The organism is Zwartia vadi (assembly GCF_030410375.1).
Lineage (GTDB): Bacteria > Pseudomonadota > Gammaproteobacteria > Burkholderiales > Burkholderiaceae_B > Zwartia > Zwartia vadi.
In genome coordinates, this window is sequence record NZ_JAUHHE010000004.1 from 21,679 (window position 1) to 42,796 (window position 21,118).

A 21,118-nucleotide genomic window follows, 5' to 3' on the forward strand; every position below is an offset into this window, starting at 1 on the left:
GCACTCCTTACTGAATCGGTTGATGAACGGTGACGAGCTTGGTGCCATCCGGAAAGGTCGCCTCGACCTGAATGTCGGGGATCATTTCTGGCACGCCATCCATCACCTGCGAACGACTAAGAACACTGCGGCCGGATGACATCAGCATGGCGACAGTTTGGCCGTCGCGCGCCCCCTCCATGATGGCAGCCGTGATCAAGGCAATAGCCTCGGGCACATTGAGTTTCAGCCCACGCGCCAAGCGTCGCTCGGCAAGCAAGGCTGCTGTGAAAATCAATAATTTATCTTTTTCGCGAGGGGTCAGATCCATCATTATTCCTAAATTCAAGTGGCCCAAAGACGGGGCTCGAGTGCGATACGGTTCAAGACAAGCGGACGTAATGTCGACCACGCCTGCTCGAGCAAACCCTTGAGTTTGAGCGGTTCTGTGAGCAAGCGGCCCACAAGTAATCTGGGATGCAACACGGTCCAAGACACCTGCGGACTTTGCAGACGGACAGTATCCGTCAAGCACTCCGTCCATGTCTGTGGCTCGGCCATAATCGCCCAGAGCGTGGCCATCGCATGATGACCTCTCAGGCCGATCGGCGAATGAAATAACGCATCTCCTCCGTTGAGGACAATGCGATCATGCCAAACGAGCGACTCAGACAACGTGACCTTGAGAGACTGCGCAAAACGTCCCGTGTCAAACGACTCTCCTGCGGCGCGTCGTCCAAAAATCAAATGATCCCAGCCCAGCATGGCTCCCGTGCCCGCTGCCCGAATCGACAGCTCGGATTCGACCATGGCACGATCGAACACAATCGTCTCCTGTGGCAACCACTCAAACTGACCGCTCAAATCGATCTCAACGCGCTGCGTGGCAGGGATGGCTGCATCCGTCCCGTACCATTTCGCGGCAGAGGGTGTCGTCACCAGACTCTGGCTCTGCACCTTGCTCTGAATGTTCACTTCAAGACGATCCCCACCCGCAATACCACCGGGTGGATGAACAATGATGGCGTGGCATTGGGAGGGACCTTCCGGATAGAGCGCTTTTTGTATGCGCAACGGTCCCAGGTGCCGATGCTTGAGGAGCGTACGGGATTGCAAGCCAGCTGGGGGAGCGTGGCTTGCATCACAAGCAACGTGAAAATCAAGATCGAGACGGGCAAGCCAGCTCGAGGCGACAGGGGACTCAGGACGGTTCATGCATCAAACCCTAGCAATAATGATGCCCGATCCAAATCAGTCTGCTCAGGGCAAAAATGTGCGCAGGTCATGCATCATCAGCACCGCCTTGGTGCAAAAAAGAGGGGGCCACGCACCAAAACCGTGAGCGCATGAAAAAACAGGCCCCCTAAGTGTGAGGGGGCCTGCTTGTAATGAGTAAAAAGATGTTTAGATCTTGTCTGACAGCACGCCTAGTAGACGCTGAGCCGTGGCACTTGTATCGCGCGCACCCTTGTCATCCAATATGGTGACTTCAGTTTGTGAACCAACCGAGGTCAGGCGGATACGATAGGTCGGCGCTTTCGGTGCGTCTTTCGCACCAAACAAACGTGCAAGGAAGTGAGGCTCTTCACGCTTCATGCCAGTGTCAACATCAACGTAACGCACGTAATACTCACCTGTCGAGCGATCACGATCATCCACGGCAAAGCCGCCAGAATCAAGCGCGACACCCACACGACGCCATGCACGGTCAAACGACTCGTCTATCACCAACTTTGTTTTGTCACCATCCGGTGCGACAACCTTAGGTGACTGGGGGTCGGCTTTGGCTTGTGCCATTTTTTTACGCGCACCATCCACATCTTCACCGAAGAACACCATCATTCGCGCGAGCATGGCGGCATTCAGCCCAGGATCTTCCTTGCCGATCGTCCAGCGGATATCAGCAGTTGTACCGCCAGTCGTTCGACCGATCGCTTCCTCAACCATATGTTGATGGGTGATGTAAACCTCAGTTCTGTTTCCGTTGCGCTCGATGCGCGTACGGAACTTGTCACGCGTACCGCTATCCCAAGCGCCCGGAATCGCTTTGCCAATCAACTGGCGGATCCAGCTATCGGGGATGTTGGCACGATTTTCGGACCAGTTTGTGATGATCAAGCCAGCCTTGGGATCGGTCACATCAAGCGTAAAACCTGTTTCAGTCCAGAAATCAGCCGCTGACGAAAAAACGCGGTCGGCGGGCCAATCGATCGACAGCCAGCGCAGATCACCATCACGCATGACGCGCATATCCCCACGAGTGGGCAGCACGGCTGCTTGGGCGCTTGAGGCTTGGGCCGCGGGACTGGCCTGACCCGATTTTTGAAACTGAGAAAAAGTCGTTGCACCAGAGTCGGGAGCACGGAAACGCGGGTCGCTCGCAGCCTGTGTCATATCTGGCGGAATACTCAAGGGATCGGTGCGCACCACGCTTTTATAGTCGACCGAGTCATCACCACTTAACATTTCTTTAAGAGACGAACAGCCGCTCAGCCCGATCGCAACGATCAGAGCCGAGACTACCAGCGCGTTCTTTTTATTCAACAAACTTTTCATCTCAGAGCAACCCCGCCTGAACCATTGCAGCCCGCAAAGGAGCGTGATACTGAGCGCCCAACTCCACAAGCGGCAAGCGGATGCCAGAAGGTATACGCCCCATCTGCGCTAACGCCCACTTGACTGGAATCGGATTCCCCTCGACAAACAAAAGTTTGTTCAGAGGACCCAGCAAACTATTTAATTGTCTGACTTTCGGAACATCGCCCGCAATGGCGGCTTTGCATAACTCGCTCATCTGGCGTGGAGCGATATTGGCCGTCACCGAAATATTGCCACGGCCGCCCAGCAGGATCAGTGCGGCGGCAGTCGCGTCGTCGCCACTCAGAATTTGAAAGTGCGCAGGCACATCCCGGATCAACAAAGCGCCGCGACCGATGTCACCCGTTGCATCCTTGAGGCCGATAATGCCTGGAATCTGAGCCAACCTGAGAACGGTCTCGTGTGACAGGTCAGCAACCGTACGACCGGGGACGTTATAGAGCACGGTCGGCAAGTCGACCGCTTCTTGAACGGCTTTGAAATGTTGGTACATGCCCTCCTGCGAGGGTTTGTTGTAGTAAGGCACCACTGACAAGCCTGCCTGCGCACCGACCTTGCGTGCATGTTCAGCCAGATGGATGGCCTCGCTCGTAGAGTTGGCCCCAACACCCGCGATGATCGGCAGACGCCCGGCCGAATGTTCCACCGCCACGCGGATGAGTTCAGCGTGTTCGTCCACATTGACCGTAGGCGACTCACCTGAAGTCCCGACGATCACCAGCGCATTTGTTCCTTCTTGGGCATGCCAATCGATCAAGGCTTTGTAGCTCTTGTAATCGATGCTGCCATCAGGGTGCATCGGAGTCACCAAAGCAGGAATACTGCCTTGAAACAGAGGTCCGTGAGAAGATGAATTCGTGGGCATAATTAGATCCAGATCGCTGGTCGGGGCGCGATCGCGCCATTAATCAAACATTGTAAAAGTGTACCGGAATCGTGGCACATCAGAGCACTAACCTGACAACCCATTCTCCTAATGACATCATTGGGGCGATCAGAGTGGCGAGCGTACCGGTTGCGAGTAAGGCAATCACGATCCAAAGCCCAAAAGGCTCGATCCGCCCAAACTGCCAGGCAAGCTGGTTCGGCAATAAACTAAAAAGAACCCGGCCCCCATCAAGAGGCGGAATCGGCAGCAGATTCAGCGCCATCAGCGTCAGATTGATCGATATTCCAATCTGTGCCATCTGAAACCAGAAACTACTCCGGTCGCCAGACTCAAACAGCAATCGTAAGGAAACGGCCCAGAGGATCGCCATGAAAAGATTAGCGGCCGGACCGGCCAAGGCGACCCAAAGCATATCGCGCTTGGGTCTGCGCAGACGCCCGAAGTCAACCGGCACGGGTTTGGCCCAACCAAACAGCAGGAATGGACCGCCTACCAGTTTGGACATCAATAAAATGCCGATCGGAACTGCGATCGTACCCATTGGGTCAATGTGCTTGATGGGATTGAGAGTCACTCGGCCGAGCTGCGTGGCAGTAGGATCACCGAACAGTCTGGCCACGTAGCCGTGAGCGGCCTCGTGCAGCGTGATGGCAAATATCACCGGAAGGGCATAAAGCGTCAGCGTTTGAATAATTTCGTTCATGCAGCTGATTGTAGAGGTTTATCGAGCATGTAACGCTAAACAATTCCAATAGATTCGGGGTCACCACGCCCACGGCGAATGAGCTCGGGTGCGGCGCCTGTCAAATCGATCACCGTTGTGGGCTCAAAAGGACAGGCCCCTGCATCAATGACCGCGGCAAGGGCATGCTGATAGCGCGCACGAATTTCCTCAGGATCATTAAGGGGCAGCTCCTCGCCCTCTGGTATCAACGTGGTCGAGAGTAAAGGTGCATCCACGCTTTCCAGAAAGGCGAGGGTGACGGGGTGATCTGGCACCCTGATGCCGATTGTCTTGCGTGAGGGATGTGAGACCCGACGCGGCACCTCGCGTGAGGCCTCCAGAATAAAAGTCCACGGCCCGGGGGTCGCCTGTTTGAGCAATCTGAACTGAGCATTATCGACACGTGCGAACTGACTGATCGCCGCCATATCCCGGCACAAGACTGTCAAATGATGACGATCGTCGAGGCCACGCATCTTGCGTAATGCCTCGGCTGCAGCCCGGTCATCGAGCCTTGCAACCACCGCGTAACTAGAGTCGGTTGGCACGGCGACCAGGCCGCCATTGTGCAAAAGCTGAGCCGCCTGTTTAAGCAGGCGAGGCTGGGGATTTTCAGGATGAACGACAAAGAGTTGAGACATCGAAGCGCAGACCAAATTAGAAGGTTAGAATAACGCCGCGTCGTCCCCGTAGCTCAATTGGATAGAGCACCCGCCTTCTAAGCGGGTGGTTGTGAGTTCGATTCTCGCCGGGGGCGCCACTTTAGACCTACCTTAGCACTTACTGAACCCGAGCGGCATCCCGCAGCTTCTTGACGAGATCGGCCCGCTGTTGTTGGATCAAAGCTTGTCGGATGTCATTTTTAGCATTATCCAGGCTTGGCGGCTGATAGGCACGCTTGTCTTCGAGTTTGATAATGTTCCAACCGGCCTGCGTCCGGATGGGTGCGACAGCGACACTGCCTTTTTTCAGATTCACCAGTACATTTGAAATCGCAGGCAAAATCTGCGCTGGTAATACCCAACCCACATCGCCGCCTCTTGTTTTACTGGGATCGATAGACTTTTCAGTCGCGATTTTGTCAAAAGGCTCACCCTTGTTCAGACGCGCAAGGATTGATTTTGCTTCATCCTCGGTTTGGGTCACAATCAGACCCACTTTATACTCTTCCTCGTTTTTGAGGGCCTCGACGCGACGGTCGTACTCAGCCTTGATTTTTACATCCGTCACAGGGTTCTTTTTCAAATTGTCGTTGAGTAAAAGCTCCACGAGCAAAGTCTGGCGCAACTGCGCCATCTGAGTCTTGGCTTCTGCAGTCTTGTCGAGCCCAAGCTTGGCCGCCTCCTGAGCCAAGATCTCTCGACTGATGAGTTCCTCCTTGAGCACTTGGCGCAACTCGGGCGTATCTCGCTGGCCTTGCGCCACATTGGCCCGTACATTTTGCTCCAGCAAAGACTCGGGAATCGCCACACCATTGACAGTCGCCATGACAGCTCCCTGAGGATTGGCTGGCGTATTGGCCGTTGAGGCCGCCTTAGGCTGGGCGTGCGACACGGCAGTCGCCAGCAAAAATAAAGCACAGACCGCAGAGGATTTGAACGAAGCAAATATCATAATGAGGAACCGTCTTAAGCTAAATAAGTTTTAGAAATGACACTTGATTATAGGCGCTGTCCTGCAGATGCACACTCTTGAATCAGAAAAACCAAGCGCTTAAACAAGTGATCAGACGAGTCTGCGAAACACGCCCGATTCTGTTATGTTGACGAAAAATAGCTGCATTGAGCGCAGCTTGATACGGAGCAACACATTATGAACGTCGTCACACCCGAAATCATTCAAGCTTTTGCACCCACCGGTACCCTGCGCGCCTCGCTCAACGTTGGCAACCCAGTGCTGGCCAATCTCGATGCCAGCGGCAAGCCCTTTGGCATTTCAATAGATTTAGCGCAGGCGCTCGGTCAAAAGCTCGGTGTACCGGTCGAACTGATCGTCAATGAAACTGCTGGCAAGTCTGTCGCGACAGTGGAAGCCGGACGTGCAGATATCGGCTTTTTCGCCGTGGATCCTGAGCGCGGCAAAGAAATCGCCTTTACTGCAGCCTATGTTCTGATCGAGGGCTACTACCTCGTGCGCACCGACTCGCCCATCACACGCAATGAGCAAGTCGATGCGCCCGGCAATCGCGTCGTAGTGGGTAAAGGCAGTGCCTATGATTTGTTCCTAACCCGTCACCTTAAACAGTCGCCGATTGTGAGAGCCTCCTCCTCGCAAACTGTGGTGCAAGATTTTCTGGCACAACAGATCGAGGTCGCTGCCGGTGTGAAGCAGCAGCTTGAAGCCGATACGCAGGGCATGACGGGTGTGCGCATTCTGAGTGAGCGCTTCATGGTGATCAATCAGGCGATGGGTGTTCCCAAATCAAAAGGCCCTGCAGCTGCGACCTTTTTGCGAGCTTTTGTCGAAGAAATGAAAGCAAGCGGCATGGTCAAAGCCTCCATGACGCGCCACGGCATTCAAGGCGCAGGGGTGGGTCTGGCTGCCGACCCAAATCAGGACCCTCTAGACCACCTGTGAAAACCACGCACAACACGTCCCTATAAATAGGGTGACGCGAGCCAGACCACCTTGTTGCGCAACCGGATCCAAAATGGATCCCTGCGTACCGTGCGCAAGGTGATGCGCTCGGCTTGCGCGATGATTTGATCGATTTTCGTCTCGATCTCTTGCGCGATCCCGGGGTCATATACCTCGAGGTCAAGCTCGAAATTCAGGCGCAAACTCCGCGGGTCAATATTGGAAGACCCGATGTAGGACCAGCCCCCATCGACGGTAAAGAGTTTGGAATGATCAAAAGTACCCGAGGCTCTCCAGACTCGACAGCCTGTCGAGATCAACTGGTCGATCTGCGCCATCATCGCGGCGTTCACGAGCTTTAGGTTGTTGGCACCAGGCACCACAATATCAACGGTGACGCCTCTGCGGGCTGTTGTCGCCAAGGCAGCAATCAAGGCCATGTCAGGCAACAAATAGGGCGACTGGATCCGCACGTGTCTCTGTGCGATGGCCAAGGCACCAAGCAACATATTGTGGGTGCTGCCCAGTGTCGCATCCGGCCCTGAAGGGACACAGCGCAGCGCCACACCGTTTGGAGTGACTTCGGTCGTCGCAGGAGCAAACCACTCTTCACCCGTGAGTTTTTCTTGGGTCGTAAATTGCCAATCGTGTGCGAAATTGGTCATCAACTGATAGACCACCGGGCCGCTGACCTGAAAATGTGTGTCATGGGTGACGGCTGCTTTGGCAATAGCCGTCACAAAGCTTTCGCGGATATTCATTCCACCCGTAAAACCATGCAAACCATCAATCACCAAAAGCTTTCTGTGACTGCGCAAATTGGCATAGACCAACCGGATACCGATCACAGGCTGCATGAATAATGCAGTGTTGACCCCACCGTTTCTCAGCAGAGCCGTAATAGGCGGATGGGAGTATTTGGCACCCACGGCATCGATCAACACCCGCACCTGGACTCCGCGGTGATGGGCATCAATCAAGGCCTGCGCAAGCTCTTTACCGACCGTATCGTGATCAAAAATATAGCTTTGCAGCGCAATGGAACGCTTTGCGCCGCGAATGGCTTCAAGCATGGCGGGATAAGTCTCGTCGCCCCCCTTGAGCATTTTGATCTGATTGGCCCCCAACACCTTGAAGTCGCTGATTTGGTCGCCCAGCGTTTTGAGTGAGGCAAATTGAGGCCCAGAAATACCTGCAACATCGTCGACAATGATTTTGTCAATCAACTCCTGATCGTAAAGAGTGTGAGCCCGTCGGGCAAACACGCGATCTTTGCGAATCCGGTTGATTCCTGCCACAAGATACAAAAAAGCACCGAGAATGGGAGAAAAGAGGATCACGCCCACCCAGGCGATGGCCGCTCGCACATCTTGTTTGGTCATGGCAGCATGCACGGACGCTACCGCGCTGGCGACAATCGAAATCACCAGCAGGATATGAGGCCAGTATTCAAGCGCTATTTCTTCGAGTCGAGCCATAAGATGTTGCCTAGGTATAAAGGGGCCTTGGTGTTTCTAAATCACGAGGGGCGCACAAACATGATAGAATTTTGCTTCTGTGGTGGGCGTAGCTCAGTTGGTAGAGTCCCAGATTGTGATTCTGGTTGTCGCGGGTTCGAGCCCCGTCGCTCACCCCAACACAGTTTTCCTAAAAAGCCCTGCCCTGCAGGGCTTTTTTATTCTCCGAAAATTCGAGCCAGCTTGATTAAACGGCCAACTTAACGGCCAACTTTCTTGCGCCAAGCCTGAAAGTCTTCGGTTGTCTTAGGGTCTGTATTTGGATACAAGCCCAAAATCGAACGTCCTGTCTTGACCTCTTGCGTCACAAAATCCTCAAACACCGTCATTTCCGTCGCTTCATTGGCTAATTCCTCGGCTAAATGAGCGGGCAAGACCAGCACGCCGTCAGCATCGCCCACAATAACATCCCCGGGAAACACAGGCGCATCGCCGCAGGCAATCGGCACGTTGATATCGATCGCCTGATGGTGCGTCAAATTGGTGGGGGCGGATGGACGTTGATGGTAGGCAGGAATACCGAGCTCGGCAATCTCCGCCGAGTCTCTGAAGCCGCCATCGGTGACCACGCCAGCTGCCCCGCGCGCCATGAGCCGACCCACAAGAATCCCGCCAGCCGAGGCGGCCCGGGCGTCTTTGCGGCTGTCGATCACCATCACTGCGCCAGCTGGACACTCATCCACGGCCTTGCGCTGCGGGTGGGCGCGGTCCTTGAACACCTCGATCCCGTTTAAATCTTCACGCGCGGGGATGTAGCGCAACGTATAGGCCTCACCCACCATGTTTTTCTTGGCATGCGAGAGCTTTTGGACATTTTGAATAAATTGCGAACGCAAGCCGCGTTTATAGAGGCAGGTCGCCAATGTGGCGGTACTCACATTCATGAGTTTTTCGCGTGTGGTAGCGGATAGTTTACTCATTGTTTTTTCTCTGAATGATTGTTTCAAGTGATATTAGTAAATATCGGGCTCGGGTACGGCCTTGCCAAAGTCAGTACGCAAAAAGTCAAAATCGCAGCCTTCGTTTGCCTGCTGAATATGCTTGGAAAACATCCAACCATAGCCACGCTCGTATTTAGGCTCAGGCGCCTTCCACGCGGCCTTGCGTCGGGCAAACTCCTCGTCGGAGATATCCAGATTGATCGTGCGCTCTGGCACGTTCACCGAAATCATGTCGCCTGTTTTGACAAGCGCCAACGGACCTCCGATAAAGGACTCGGGGGAAATATGCAATACACAGGCACCGTAGCTTGTCCCGCTCATACGTGAGTCTGACATGCGTAACATGTCTCGCACGCCCTGTTTCAGGAGCTTTTTCGGCATGGGCAACATGCCCCACTCCGGCATGCCGGGACCGCCTTGTGGACCCGCATTACGCAAGATCAGCACATGGTCGGGCGTCACATCCAGATCATCGCTGTCGATGACGGCCTTCATTGAAGGGTAATCATCAAATACCAGTGCGGGGCCGGTGTGGACATGCAAGTGCGCGGGGCAAGCGCTTGGCTTGATCACACAGCCGTCCGGTGCCAGATTGCCTCGGAGAACAGCCAGCGCACCTTCAGCATAGATTGGATTGTCGATTGGGCGGATCACATCATCGTTATAAACGGCTGCACCTTCAATGTTTTCGCCAAGTGTCTGACCGGTGACGGTCAGGGCATCGAGATGCAGATGCTGCTTGATACGCGTCATCAAGCCCGGCAGACCGCCTGCATAGAAAAAGTCCTCCATCAAGTAGGTCTCGCCGCTCGGACGCACATTCGCGATGACCGGGACAAAACGGCTGAACCGGTCAAAGTCGGTGAGGCTGATGTCACAGCCTGCGCGTTTGGCCTGAGCGATCACGTGAATGATGGCGTTGGTGGAGCACCCCATCGCCATGGCCACGGCGATTGCGTTTTCAAATGCCGCATGTGTCTGAATTTTGTTGGGGGTCAAGTCCTCCCAGACCATCTCCACGATCCGGCGTCCTGACTCGGCGCTCATGCGCAAATGGTTTGAGTCCGGTGCAGGAATGGAAGAGGCGCCGGGCAAGGTCATGCCAAGGGCTTCGGCAATCGCGGTCATGGTGCTAGCTGTGCCCATCGTCATGCACGTGCCATGACTGCGTGCGATACCACCCTCAATCTCAGTCCACTCTTTCTGGTTGATCAAGCCGGCGCGGCGATCATCCCAGAATTTCCAGGCATCAGAGCCGGATCCCAAAACCTTGCCATGCCAATTTCCCCGCAGCATCGGACCAGCGGGCACGTAAATACAAGGCAAACCGGCACTCGTGGCGCCCATCAAGAGAGCGGGCGTCGTCTTGTCGCAACCACCCATCAACACCGCACCGTCGATAGGATGACAACGCAGCAACTCCTCGGTGTCCATGGCCAGCATGTTGCGATACAGCATGGTGGTGGGTTTGACGAACTGTTCTGCGAGGGAAATCGCTGGTAACTCAATCGGAAAACCACCGGCTTGCAAAATGCCGCGCTTAACGTCTTCGACGCGGTGTTTAAAGTGGCTATGACAGGGGTTGATGTCTGACCAAGTATTGACGATACCGATCACAGGCTTACCCACCCAGTCTTCTGGTGCATAACCCATTTGCATGGTGCGGGAACGGTGCCCGAAAGAACGTAAATCGTCTGGTGCGAACCATCGCGCGCTACGCAAAGATTCAGGCGTCTTGACACGCTTTTGGTTGTTTTCCTTACCCATGGGACTGTCCCCTCCTGATATGAGCAGATTTCAATGACTAGGTTTGATTGTAGGATAGACGGTTGAAAAATCCCTGTGATTCTTTGTTGTATCGTAATGAAAAATAGATTTCACTTATATAGACCCCTTTGAAACACTACATTGAAGATGAACAAAACCGTCTCTGCCGCTGACTTTGCCCAAGCTCTTTTTTCTCCACGCGCGATCGCGCTCGTTGGAGCCTCTGGCAACTTACAAAAAAACACAGCGCGGCCGATGCGCTTTATGCGCAAACATGGTTTTCAAGGAAAGATTTACCCCATCAACCGCACCCAAACTGAAATCATGGGTGAGCCCGCCTATGCAGACCTCGCCGATCTGCCCGGACCGATTGATCAGGCCTTCGTCATGGTGGCCAGCGACCTCGTGCTCCCGCTCATTGACTCCTGTGCCAAAGCAGGCGCGAAAGTCATCACCATTTATTCAGATGGTTTTGGCGAAACGGGTCCCGAGGGCATGCTGGCCCAGGAGGCCCTCATCGCCAGAGCCAAGTCACTCGGCGTGCGGATTATCGGTCCCAACAGTATTGGTTTGGCAGACTTGCACAGTGGCATGATTTTGTCTGTTAATGCAGCCTTCGAGGCCGAGACACTCATTTCAGGGGGCTTGAGCCTAGTTTCGCAAAGTGGCTCCATGATGGGCTCGCTGATGGCGCGTGCAGCCGCTCGGGGTTTTGGTTTTGCTAAATCAGTTTCCGTCGGCAACGAAAGCGATGTGACCGTGGGCGAGATCATCGATGCGTTAGTCGATGATTCCAACACCAAGGTCATCCTGCTTTTTCTGGAGACCATCCGCGACGCACCGACCCTGGCGCGCGCGCTTGAGCGCGCACGCGCGCATAACAAACCTGTTATCGCCTACAAGATTGGTCGCTCCGAACAAGGCGATGCCCTGGCGCAATCACACACAGGAGCCTTGGCTGGAAACGACGTCGCCGTTGATGCGTTTTTGCGCGCCCATGGCGTGTTGCGCGTCCGTAACCTTGAGACACTTTTTGAAATCGCGCCTCTGGCACAGCGATATCTTGGCAAAACCGCTCCCCACCCCCACCCTGCGCGCGTGGCAGTCATCACGACAACTGGCGGCGGAGCGGCAACAGTGGTTGACAACCTCGGCCTGCTCGGCATGGTGGCGGTGCCGCCTCCACCAGCGTTCGTGGCACACATGGCGCAACGCGGCATGAAAATCCGTGAAACCACTATTATCGATTTAACCCTCGCTGCAACAAGCGCTCAATACAAAGACCTGCTCGAACAACTCCTGCGCACAGACTGGTGCGATGCAGTGTTAAGCGTGGTCGGTTCGTCTGCACAGTTTCATCCCGAGCTGGCCGTCAAACCACTGGTTGAATCGGACAAGCCCGATACCAAACCACTAGTTGTCTTTTTAGCTCCCGAAGCAATGGCCTCGTTGAGCTTGCTACAACAAGGGGGCATTCCCGCTTTTCGAACACCCGAGTCTTGCGCCGATGCCCTGTCTGTGTTCTTTCAGAAGCAGATCGACGCACCTCCCGCAATACCTGCGACGAACTGGCCGGCCGATCTCCCCAAACAGGGCCTGCTGACAGAATACGAAGCAGGTCAAGTGTTTAAAACACTTGGTGTACAAACGGCGCAGGCTCAGCTGATCAGCGTTGAAGCAACGACGCATTCAGTCCCCTACCCTGTTGTGGTCAAGATCTCCTCGCGCGATATTCCGCATAAAACCGAAGCCGGCGGTGTGAAGGTTGGCCTGCTTAACGCATCTGAGTTTGAAACCGCAGTTCAGGACATTCAACGCAACGTGAAAGCCTATGCACCACAGGCGCGAATCGATGGCTTTCTGGTTCAGGCAATGGAGTCGCGCCTGTTGGAACTGATTCTCGGCTATCGCAACGATCCACTAGTAGGCCCCACGATTATTCTGGGCGCGGGCGGGATTACTGCAGAACTATCGCCGGACTTTGCAATCCGCCTGGCTCCCGTTTCGCTTGAACAAGCCCACGCGATGATTGAAGAGGTACGCATCACCAAACTCATCAGAGGATTCCGCGGCCTGCCCAAAGGCGATTGCGAGGCGCTGGCGCAAGCAGTAGTGGCCTTTTCCAAGCTCGCTGTCCTTAAAGGCGTCAACGTACTTGAAGCCGAAATCAATCCGCTCTTTGTCCAGGCAAACAAGGTGCTGGCGGTAGACGGTCTAGTTCGCGTAGGCGAGTAATGCAAAGCCAGTCCACCCCCTCTGCGACGGGTCAAGTCCACGGGCTGGCTCATTTTCTGGGCATTGCTCAGATCTGTTCTTACGGCACCATTTATTACGCATTTCCACTGATTGTCGTGGCGATGCAACGTGAACTGGGCTGGTCTAAATCGGACGTCTATGGTGCGCTGACGATTGGCCTGCTACTGGCTGCGGCGCTCGCTTATCCGGTTGGCTTGGCGATCGATCGTGGTCACGGCAAGCGGGTGATGGTGTGGGGCTCGCTGACTGCGGCAGTCTTGTTCATTGCCTGGTCATTTGTCCAAAGCCTGTTTATCTTTTATTTGATTGCTGCGGCAATGGGCTCGCTGCAGGCCGCTATTCTCTACGAGTCTGCCTTTGCCTTGCTGGCACGCCGCGTGGGTCCACAAAACTCGCGCGCAGGCATCACCACCATCACGCTCTGGGCGGGTTTTGCGAGTACGGTCTTTATCCCTCTTGAACAGTTTTTATTGGATGGCTGGGGCTGGCGCGCCTCGCTATGGGTTCTCGCGCTCGTGAACATCGCGTGCGCCGCAGGCTACTGGCACTGGATCAGACCTGAACTCGATGCAGTCAACGCCACACACACTGCCACAAGCAAAGCTGAAAATATCGCACGCGACAAACATATCGTCCACGAAGCTTTTCACAGCTCGGTGTTTTGGCTCCTGCTCATCGCACTGACGACTTACTCGATGGTGTTTTCAGTGTTTACATTTCACATGTATCCGATGTTGCTGGACAAGCACCTTCCAACCAACGAAGTCGTGTGGGCGATTTCTATCATCGGTCCTGCTCAAGTACTCGGGCGCATCATCATTAGTCGCTTTGCCACACGTGTGTCCATGCGCACGCTGGGCTCCATCATGCTGAGCATTTTTCCCTTTGTCTTTGCGACGTTCTTACTCGATTCGTTAAGCTTTCAACTTGTGGCGGCATTATTCGGGATCTATGGCTTAGCCAATGGCGTCTTTACGATCGTACGCTCACAAGTTGTTCCGGAAATGCTGAGTGCCCACGCCTATGGTGCGCTCAATGGGCTGATTACTGTCCCGACAATCATCGCGCGCGCAATTGGTCCAGTCGTGGCGGCCTGGCTTTGGGCGATCGATCAATCCTACGACATTGTGCTGATCGCACAGGTCGGTGCCGCCGTGTTGTTGACCTTGCTATTTTGGGCGGCCAACCTCGCGAGTCGCGCGTCCTCCAATAGACTTGGTTGATAGTGCGACTCGGTTAAAAATGCGCGAGATACCCGCCATCAACGGCGATGACTTCGCCAGTGACAAAGGAAGCGGCATCTGAAGCGAGGAACGCAACAGCACCCGCGATTTCCTCGGGACGCCCCCAGCGCCCCAGAGAGGTTCGCTTTTCAAGCATCTTTGAAAGAGCGGGATCCTGCACCATCGTTGTATTAGCCTCTGTGGCAAAAAAGCCTGGCGCCACGCCATTGACAGTGATGCCATAGCGACCGAAATCAGCCGCCAAAGCTCGCGTCATGGCAGCGAGTCCGCCTTTGGCCGTCGTGTAAAGAGGATCAGAAGCGCGTGAAATCGGTCCTGCAATCGAAGTGATATTGATGATGCGTCCTGGCCGCTGCTGGGCCACCATGCGCTGGGCAACCTGACGCGACAGTTCAAAGGGCGCAACCAGATTCGCTTCGAACATTTGCCTGACAGCCTCGAGCTCAAACGCAAACACGTCGCGCCGGTCCCGCATACCGGCGTTGTTGACCAAGATATCCAGCGGGCCAACGGTTTTGTCGATCTGACGCATGACATCCTCAAACTGAGACACATCGAATACATCGAACGCCATCGCCTCAACCTCCCCACCTTGCGCGCGCAACCGCGTCACAGCCTGAGCAAGCGCAGCCTCGTCACGGCCGTTGAGCAGCACGCGTGCCCCCTGTTTGACCAATCCCTGCGCAATCTCGAACCCGAGCCCGCGCACAGAGGCAGTCACGAACGCCGTTTTGCCCTGCAAAGAAAATAGACTCATTTCGCTCCTGTCCCGGTCTTGGGGCTTGTGAAGGTGGATTTTATTGCACAATAGTAAGCGCGCGACTGTGTTGACCTTTATCACACCGCTTGCAACGCCCTTTTACACACTACTTCTGACTCTTCATTCACCATGCGTACACCACCCTCCTCGAACCGCAACAGCCACTGGGATATTGTTTCAATGGACGCGACGAGCCTGTCTCGTGCCATCCACCGTCGAGCACTTTCCTGTGTGGAGGTGATGGATGCTTTTTTAGCGCAAATTGATGCACACAATCCTGCAGTCAACGCCATCGTCGCTATGCAAGACCGCGAGACGCTGCGCACCCAGGCACAAGAACGCGATGCGCAACTCGCGCGCAATCACAGTATGGGACCGCTGCATGGCTTTCCTCAAGCACCCAAGGATATCGCGCCTGTCGCGGGCATGGTGACGACGAACGGCTCGCCCATCTTCAAGGGACAAATCACCAAGGTGGATTCCGTGGCCAACGGTCGCGTACGCGCGGGCGGGGCCATTTTTGTGGGTCGTACCAACTCTCCAGAGTTTGGCTTGGGCGCGCATACCTATAACCCTGTCTACGGCATTACCCGCAATGCGTTCGACCCCTCGCGCACAGCGGGTGGCAGCAGTGGTGGCGCGGGCGTGGCACTCGCGCTGCACATGCTGCCCGTCGCAGATGGCTCCGATATGATGGGCTCCTTGCGCACGCCAGCAGCTTTTAACAATGTGTTTGGTTTTCGTCCTTCGCCTGGTTGTGTGCCGCACGGCCCCGGTGAGGAGGTTTTTTTCCAGCAGTTCAGCGTCACGGGTCCAATGGCGCGCAACATCCCCGATCTGGCCATGCTATTGGCTGTTCAAGCCGGTTTCGACCAGCGCTTGCCACTAACCCGTCGCCAGGACGATCCCAGACTCTTCACGCAACCACTTGAGACCGATCTGCGAGGCAAACGAATAGGTTGGCTGGGTAATCTGAACGGTCATCTGCCCATGGATCCCGAATTGCTCGCGGTTACGACACGCGCACTTGAGCATTTCAAAACACTCGGCTGCTCGGTTGAGGACGTTCAACCGGTTTTCGATCTCGAACAATTGTGGCGTGCCTGGATCACCTTGCGCAGCTTTACCTTCGCCGGTGGCAATGTGCAGCACTACGAAGCGCCTGAACGTCGCGCCTTACTCAAGCCTGAAGCCGTCTGGGAAATCGAACGCGGCCTGAAACTGTCCGGTCCCGAAGTCTTTGTGGCTGCCAAGGTCCGCACAGCATGGTATCAAGAGCTGCGCAGACTGTTTGAAACCTACGATTTCCTCGTCATGCCGACAAGTCAAATTTTCCCTTTTGAGGCTGAGCAGCACTGGCCAAAAGAGATTCAGGGCCAAAAAATGGATACCTACCATCGCTGGATGCAGTCGGTGATCCCAGCCACGATGGCGGGACTGCCTGCGCTCAGCATGCCCGCTGGCTTCAGCGCCACCGGGATGCCAGCCGGCATTCAAGTCATCGGTCCTTTGCAACACGACCTCGAAGTCTTGCAACTTGGGCACGCCTATGACTTGGCGAGTCAATATTCAAGAGTGTTGAGCCCACTGCTAAAGGGTGCATAGGTCTTGTTTGAGCCGGGCAAGTTAATATGGCGAATGTCGTGGTGCCCATTTGGGACGCCCCAGCTTGCTCAGGCGTAAAGAACGTGTCCTCAATTCAATCAGAAAAAATTGCCCTGGTCACAGGCGCCGGAAAGCGTCTGGGGCGTTGCATCGCCCTGGGTTTGGCTCAGGCTGGCTGGGATGTGGCGGTACATTACAGAACCTCCGCCGCGGATGCTGAACAAACAATACGGGATATTGAGGCACTCGGTCGTCGCGCCGTGGCACTGCAAGCCGACCTCGAAATCGAGGACTCCGTGTCTACTCTGGTGGCGCGTTGCACCCAAGAGCTTGGGCTGCCGAGCTGTGTCGTCAATAATGCCTCGCTCTTTGACTATGACGAGGCCAAGACTTTTAGCTATGGTCGTCTTGCCACACATATGCACATCAATGTCGCAGCGCCCGTCGCCCTGGCGCGCGATCTCTATCGAGCCCGCTGCGAACGGATCACGGAACAACATACTTTTAATCATCCGGCAGTCGTGATCAATTTGCTGGATCAAAAGCTGATCAACCCCAATCCGGACTTTTTATCCTATACCTTGTCAAAAGCCGCACTGCTCGAAGCGACGCGTCTGCTGGCACAAGCACTGGCCCCGCATGTGCGCGTAGTCGGACTGGGCCCGGGCATTACCCTCGTCTCCGGAGATCAGACTGAGGCGGGTTTCCAGCAGGCCCACAACATGACGCCTCTTGGCCGGTCTTCCACACCCGAGGACATTACCGCCGCTGCGGTATTTCTTGCCAGCGCACACGCCATAACCGGCACGACGCTGTATGTGGATGGTGGCCAGCACCTGAAATCATCAGATCGTGATGTGATGTTTTTGACATCGTAACGCGCATCAATCCTAGCCTTTTTTGAAATTTTGACCGATACAACTGACCAATGACATCCTCCCCTACCCAAAAGCTCGACCTGACACATTGCCGCCGTTTGTTCTTGAAAGCCTTCGAGATCAACATGAATATCGGTGTGCACGAATTCGAAAAAAAAGGGGAGCAGCGTGTCATCGTCAATATCGACTTGTATGTGCCGCTTCAGAGCAATACGCCTAGCCAGGACGACCTAAGCGAGGTGGTGGATTACGACTTTATGCGTCAAACCATCGCTGATATCATTGCGCCGGGGCATATTCATCTGCAAGAAACCCTTTGCGACGAAATCGTCAAACGCATGCTCGCGCATCCACTGGTCTACGCCACGCGTGTGTCAACGGAAAAACCAGACGTTTATCCGGATTGTGCTGGCGTGGGGGTTGAAGTGTTTCGCTCGAAATAAGCCACTTAATCCGGCAACACGACAACGGGGGCAAAGCCACCCCCGGCAGTCCTGAAATTGGTCGTCTGACCTGAATACATGCGAGCGGCCAATAACTGGATTCGCCCTGCATACGCATACGCACGCACATCAAACTTGAGTTCGGTCAGGACCTCGTCTTGCAAAATCAGACGTTCGCTTGGTCTGACTAATTCCTGCGCGACAAAGTCACCATCTAAAATTTCCGACCATACTTTTTTAGTCAGTTTGTCGCCACGGTAAGTTGCTTTGGATCCATACCCCGCCACCGGCTTGAAAAATAGATTGCGCCGATTCGCCCAGAGCGTCTCTGCCTGACTGGCGCGCACAAGCGTTGTTTGCGGGACGGTCTGATTCAATATTGCGCGATCAGCCTCTGAAACACCCCACTGCGCTAACAACTCATCACGACAAAACACGATCAGATTACGTTTGTCAGCGTATAAGGCATGCGCATGCGGATCGGGAGTGAGCACAACTTGACCAAGCGAGTATGCCTGATTGATTGCCTGATGCGCAGGCTCTTGCAGGTAAAAATCCGTGAGACGGTTATAGAGCATGTCCACGGGTTGTTGTTCCAGGTATAACGTTCCCTCACGCCAACTCAGCGAGGCAGGATCTGCGATATGCGCATCAATACCAGCTTTGTTAAACATCAGTCTAAAAAGCTCAAACTCTGGCGCCAGATATTGTTGATACGGGTCGTCATCCACAATCACAATCGAACGCAATGGCGCCTCGCCACGTTGCAGACCCCATTCACGTTTGAACATGTCGACAAACTGCTGCTCCAGAGCAGCCACGCTCTGCGTTGGGTGATCCGCCCATGCCATCTCTTTGCAACAAGCCTCCTGGGCTCCCGCCAACACAGCATTCAACAAGGCGCCACCCGCATTGGTATTAATCTCGATCAGCTTGGGACCTGAAGCATCCAGATGAAAATCAAACCCGAGGAATACACCTTTCGGTCCAAACCGTTGCCTGGCAATCGCTGGTGCGTGCTCAAGCGCCAGCGACTCATAGGCAGGAAGTGCGATCACTCGCTCAAAAGCCTCGATTGCCTCAACCATGAGTCGATTAGTCTCTGCAGAGATAAACACGACCGTTGAGGAAAACAGGTTGGGGCGGGACTTCCAAAGATCCGCCATGATGCCGCTCACGTCAGGATCGCGCTCGATGTGCTTTTGGAGCGTTTCTTTGTTAAGCGTTTTGCAATAACAAGAATGATTTAACAATTGGGCAGGATCAGTCATCCGTTCATTATAAGGATATGAAAGGGAAAGCATTCACAGCTTGATTAGAAGGGCATGCTGGTCAGGTCTTGAAATTTCCCTATAATGATTGAGTGAGCAAACTAAAGTCTCTGTTGATCGCCATCTTACTCAGCTGCCAGATCTCACTGGCCTCAGCTGTGGAGGTCTTTAATGTTGCGAATGACGAAATTCATCAATCCATCGCTCACGATCAGGTGATTGATCACCACCACCACGATGCTTTTTCAACGCACTTAGACCATCACAATGGGGAATCTGGGCATCACCACACGAGTGATTATTCTCAGTCAGTCGGTCTCGCCTCTGAGTCTGCCACTTTTGCATGCGCCAACATTGCAGATGCCTTAAGGGTGTCTCATGCCAAAGAGCCTTCTTCGGTCTATTTAGACGGCCCACTTCGCCCTCCTCGCTCCAGAGTCTAGTTTTGAACAATTTCGGGCGGATGTTTTGCGCCCGACTGTATCTGACTGCTTGAGGAAATCCAATGAGCGCTCTCTCTTCCCGTCACCTCGGAATGTTGTCACTCGCCCTGCTCCCCCTGCTTGCCTTCGCGCACGGTATCAGCGACGAAGACAAGCAACGCATGCTGGACGGCGGCTACGTCCAATACATTTGGCTAGGCGCCAGTCACATGCTGACCGGCTACGACCATCTCCTATTTTTGCTCGGTGTCGTTTTCCTTCTGAACACCTTCAAGGATGTGGTGAAGTTTGTCACGGTCTTTACGATCGGCCATTGCATCACGTTAATTTTTGCCACCTATTTCAAAATCACCTGGAACTTTTGGCTGGTTGACGCGATTATTGCCGTGAGTGTCATCTATAAAGGCTTTGATAACAACGGAGGATTCCAGCGCCACTTCAATATGGTCTCACCGAATCTTCTCAAGATGGTTTTTGCCTTTGGTTTGTTACACGGTTTTGGACTCTCCACCCGCCTTCAGCAATTGCCCCTTGGCGATGATCCCGTCCATATGATTCTCAGAATCCTGAGCTTCAACGTCGGGGTCGAACTCGGTCAAATCGTGGCCCTCGCCGTGATGGTTGCCGCCTTATCCCTATGGCGTAAAACGTCACACTTTGAAAAATTCAGCTACACAGCGAACCTTGCTCTCATCCTGGCGGGCATCTATTTACTGTTCGTACAGCTTCACGGTTACCAACACGATGTAAACGGCGAACTCTTCCGGTTTCCGACCGAAGAGCACCAGCACGCGCACGAAGATCTCGACGTCAAAAATACGACGGATCAGAGTCGGAATACTCTTTAATTTTAAGGAATCATCATGAAATCATTGATTCACGCAGCGCTTTTTTCTCTTTTCTCTTTTTCTGCGTTGACACCGCTCAGCTCCTACGCAGACCCAGGCGGAAGCTGCCATTTTCACGGATCCAAGCCCGCGGCTGAAGCAACCATTCTGAAGTGCGCGCAGCAACGCAAAGACACGCTAGTGAAAAACGGGAAACTCGATAAAAGCTGGGGGCCGATCAAGCACGAATCGATTACCTATGTAGACGGAAAAAAAGGTAAGGAATGGAAGGTTTCGTTTGCTAATCTTGATGCACCGGATAAGTCCAAAACAAATCTTTACATGTTTTTTACGCCACCAGGTAATTTCATCGCTGCCAATCACTCTGGCCAATAAAAA

General features: G+C 54.2%; 21 protein-coding genes and 2 tRNA genes. 11 read left to right on the forward strand and 12 right to left on the reverse strand.

Translation table 11 applies throughout. From position 1 onward, the window contains the following. Window positions 1-7 precede the first annotated feature (7 nt). The 6 genes from QWY27_RS04340 to QWY27_RS04365 form a co-directional block, all read right to left on the reverse strand. The gene (locus QWY27_RS04340; protein ID WP_290195457.1) at window positions 8-310 is read right to left on the reverse strand and encodes an urease subunit gamma; all 303 of its coding nucleotides are present in this window, start codon (window positions 308-310) and stop codon (window positions 8-10) included. Between the two features lie 14 nt (window positions 311-324). After that, window positions 325-1,194, reverse strand: coding sequence for an urease accessory protein UreD (locus tag QWY27_RS04345; protein ID WP_290195092.1), 870 nt, complete (start codon window positions 1,192-1,194; stop codon window positions 325-327). Window positions 1,195-1,383: 189 nt separating this feature from the next. Then, the gene (bamC, locus tag QWY27_RS04350; protein ID WP_290195094.1) at window positions 1,384-2,535 is read right to left on the reverse strand and encodes an NlpB/DapX family lipoprotein; all 1,152 of its coding nucleotides are present in this window, start codon (window positions 2,533-2,535) and stop codon (window positions 1,384-1,386) included. Between the two features lies 1 nt (window position 2,536). Then, complete coding sequence (dapA, locus tag QWY27_RS04355; protein WP_290195095.1) at window positions 2,537-3,442, reverse strand: 4-hydroxy-tetrahydrodipicolinate synthase; 906 nt, start codon at window positions 3,440-3,442, stop codon at window positions 2,537-2,539. Between the two features lie 79 nt (window positions 3,443-3,521). Then, the gene (locus QWY27_RS04360) at window positions 3,522-4,169 is read right to left on the reverse strand and encodes a site-2 protease family protein (RefSeq protein WP_290195097.1); all 648 of its coding nucleotides are present in this window, start codon (window positions 4,167-4,169) and stop codon (window positions 3,522-3,524) included. A gap of 35 nt (window positions 4,170-4,204) precedes the next feature. Further along, window positions 4,205-4,831 (reverse strand): L-threonylcarbamoyladenylate synthase, encoded by a 627-nt coding sequence (locus QWY27_RS04365; protein WP_290195099.1) that lies wholly within the window; start codon window positions 4,829-4,831, stop codon window positions 4,205-4,207. A 42-nt stretch (window positions 4,832-4,873) separates the two neighbouring features. Here QWY27_RS04365 and QWY27_RS04370 point away from each other — a divergent pair. Then, window positions 4,874-4,950, forward strand: a tRNA-Arg gene (locus tag QWY27_RS04370). A gap of 20 nt (window positions 4,951-4,970) precedes the next feature. Here the strand turns inward: QWY27_RS04370 and QWY27_RS04375 are convergent. Beyond that, entirely contained in the window at window positions 4,971-5,744 is a 774-nt protein-coding gene (locus tag QWY27_RS04375) for a peptidylprolyl isomerase (RefSeq protein WP_290195101.1), read from the reverse strand. Between the two features lie 258 nt (window positions 5,745-6,002). Between QWY27_RS04375 and QWY27_RS04380 the strand changes: the two genes are divergently transcribed. Next, window positions 6,003-6,767: an ABC transporter substrate-binding protein gene (locus QWY27_RS04380; protein WP_290195103.1), complete on the forward strand. Its 765-nt coding sequence runs from the start codon at window positions 6,003-6,005 to the stop codon at window positions 6,765-6,767. A gap of 20 nt (window positions 6,768-6,787) precedes the next feature. Here QWY27_RS04380 and QWY27_RS04385 read toward each other — a convergent pair whose 3' ends face one another. Then, on the reverse strand, window positions 6,788-8,245 hold the full coding sequence (locus QWY27_RS04385) for a phospholipase D-like domain-containing protein (protein ID WP_290195105.1): 1,458 nt from the start codon (window positions 8,243-8,245) through the stop codon (window positions 6,788-6,790). A gap of 82 nt (window positions 8,246-8,327) precedes the next feature. On the opposite strand from QWY27_RS04385, the gene QWY27_RS04390 reads away from it, so the two are divergent. Continuing rightward, window positions 8,328-8,403, forward strand: a tRNA-His gene (locus tag QWY27_RS04390). An 81-nt stretch (window positions 8,404-8,484) separates the two neighbouring features. Here the strand turns inward: QWY27_RS04390 and QWY27_RS04395 are convergent. Together QWY27_RS04395 and araD are read right to left on the reverse strand one after the other, a co-directional pair. Beyond that, complete coding sequence (locus tag QWY27_RS04395) at window positions 8,485-9,204, reverse strand: ribonuclease activity regulator RraA (protein ID WP_290195107.1); 720 nt, start codon at window positions 9,202-9,204, stop codon at window positions 8,485-8,487. 33 nt (window positions 9,205-9,237) lie between these two features. After that, entirely contained in the window at window positions 9,238-10,992 is a 1,755-nt protein-coding gene (araD, locus tag QWY27_RS04400) for an L-arabinonate dehydratase (RefSeq protein WP_290195109.1), read from the reverse strand. Window positions 10,993-11,139: 147 nt separating this feature from the next. Here araD and QWY27_RS04405 point away from each other — a divergent pair, with 147 nt between their 5' ends. Both QWY27_RS04405 and QWY27_RS04410 read left to right on the forward strand, forming a co-directional pair. Beyond that, window positions 11,140-13,227, forward strand: a complete 2,088-nt coding sequence (locus QWY27_RS04405) for an acetate--CoA ligase family protein (protein ID WP_290195110.1) — start codon at window positions 11,140-11,142, stop codon at window positions 13,225-13,227. Continuing rightward, window positions 13,227-14,471: an MFS transporter gene (locus QWY27_RS04410; protein ID WP_290195112.1), complete on the forward strand. Its 1,245-nt coding sequence runs from the start codon at window positions 13,227-13,229 to the stop codon at window positions 14,469-14,471. Before QWY27_RS04405 ends, QWY27_RS04410 begins: the two co-directional genes overlap by 1 nt. 13 nt (window positions 14,472-14,484) lie before the next feature. Here QWY27_RS04410 and QWY27_RS04415 read toward each other — a convergent pair whose 3' ends face one another. Beyond that, the gene (locus tag QWY27_RS04415) at window positions 14,485-15,249 is read right to left on the reverse strand and encodes an SDR family oxidoreductase (RefSeq protein ID WP_290195114.1); all 765 of its coding nucleotides are present in this window, start codon (window positions 15,247-15,249) and stop codon (window positions 14,485-14,487) included. 132 nt (window positions 15,250-15,381) lie between these two features. Between QWY27_RS04415 and QWY27_RS04420 the strand changes: the two genes are divergently transcribed. The 3 genes from QWY27_RS04420 to QWY27_RS04430 are packed head-to-tail and all read left to right on the forward strand — an operon-like array spanning window position 15,382 to window position 18,178. Next, the gene (locus tag QWY27_RS04420) at window positions 15,382-16,857 is read left to right on the forward strand and encodes an amidase (RefSeq protein ID WP_290195116.1); all 1,476 of its coding nucleotides are present in this window, start codon (window positions 15,382-15,384) and stop codon (window positions 16,855-16,857) included. Window positions 16,858-16,883: 26 nt separating this feature from the next. Beyond that, entirely contained in the window at window positions 16,884-17,735 is an 852-nt protein-coding gene (locus tag QWY27_RS04425; protein WP_435433445.1) for an SDR family oxidoreductase, read from the forward strand. 50 nt (window positions 17,736-17,785) lie between these two features. After that, on the forward strand, window positions 17,786-18,178 hold the full coding sequence (locus QWY27_RS04430; RefSeq protein ID WP_290195119.1) for a dihydroneopterin aldolase: 393 nt from the start codon (window positions 17,786-17,788) through the stop codon (window positions 18,176-18,178). Between the two features lie 5 nt (window positions 18,179-18,183). On the opposite strand, the gene QWY27_RS04435 is transcribed toward QWY27_RS04430, so the two are convergent. Continuing rightward, window positions 18,184-19,449: a hypothetical protein gene (locus QWY27_RS04435; RefSeq protein ID WP_290195122.1), complete on the reverse strand. Its 1,266-nt coding sequence runs from the start codon at window positions 19,447-19,449 to the stop codon at window positions 18,184-18,186. Between the two features lie 92 nt (window positions 19,450-19,541). On the opposite strand from QWY27_RS04435, the gene QWY27_RS04440 reads away from it, so the two are divergent. From QWY27_RS04440 to QWY27_RS04450, 3 genes are all read left to right on the forward strand, one after another. Further along, on the forward strand, window positions 19,542-19,892 hold the full coding sequence (locus QWY27_RS04440) for a hypothetical protein (RefSeq protein WP_290195124.1): 351 nt from the start codon (window positions 19,542-19,544) through the stop codon (window positions 19,890-19,892). Window positions 19,893-19,954: 62 nt separating this feature from the next. Continuing rightward, window positions 19,955-20,740, forward strand: coding sequence for a HupE/UreJ family protein (locus QWY27_RS04445; RefSeq protein WP_290195126.1), 786 nt, complete (start codon window positions 19,955-19,957; stop codon window positions 20,738-20,740). 15 nt (window positions 20,741-20,755) lie between these two features. Further along, window positions 20,756-21,115 carry a DUF6488 family protein gene (locus QWY27_RS04450; protein WP_290195128.1) on the forward strand — a complete coding sequence of 120 codons (360 nt, stop codon included), beginning with the start codon at window positions 20,756-20,758 and terminating at the stop codon, window positions 21,113-21,115. Window positions 21,116-21,118: the final 3 nt, after the last annotated feature.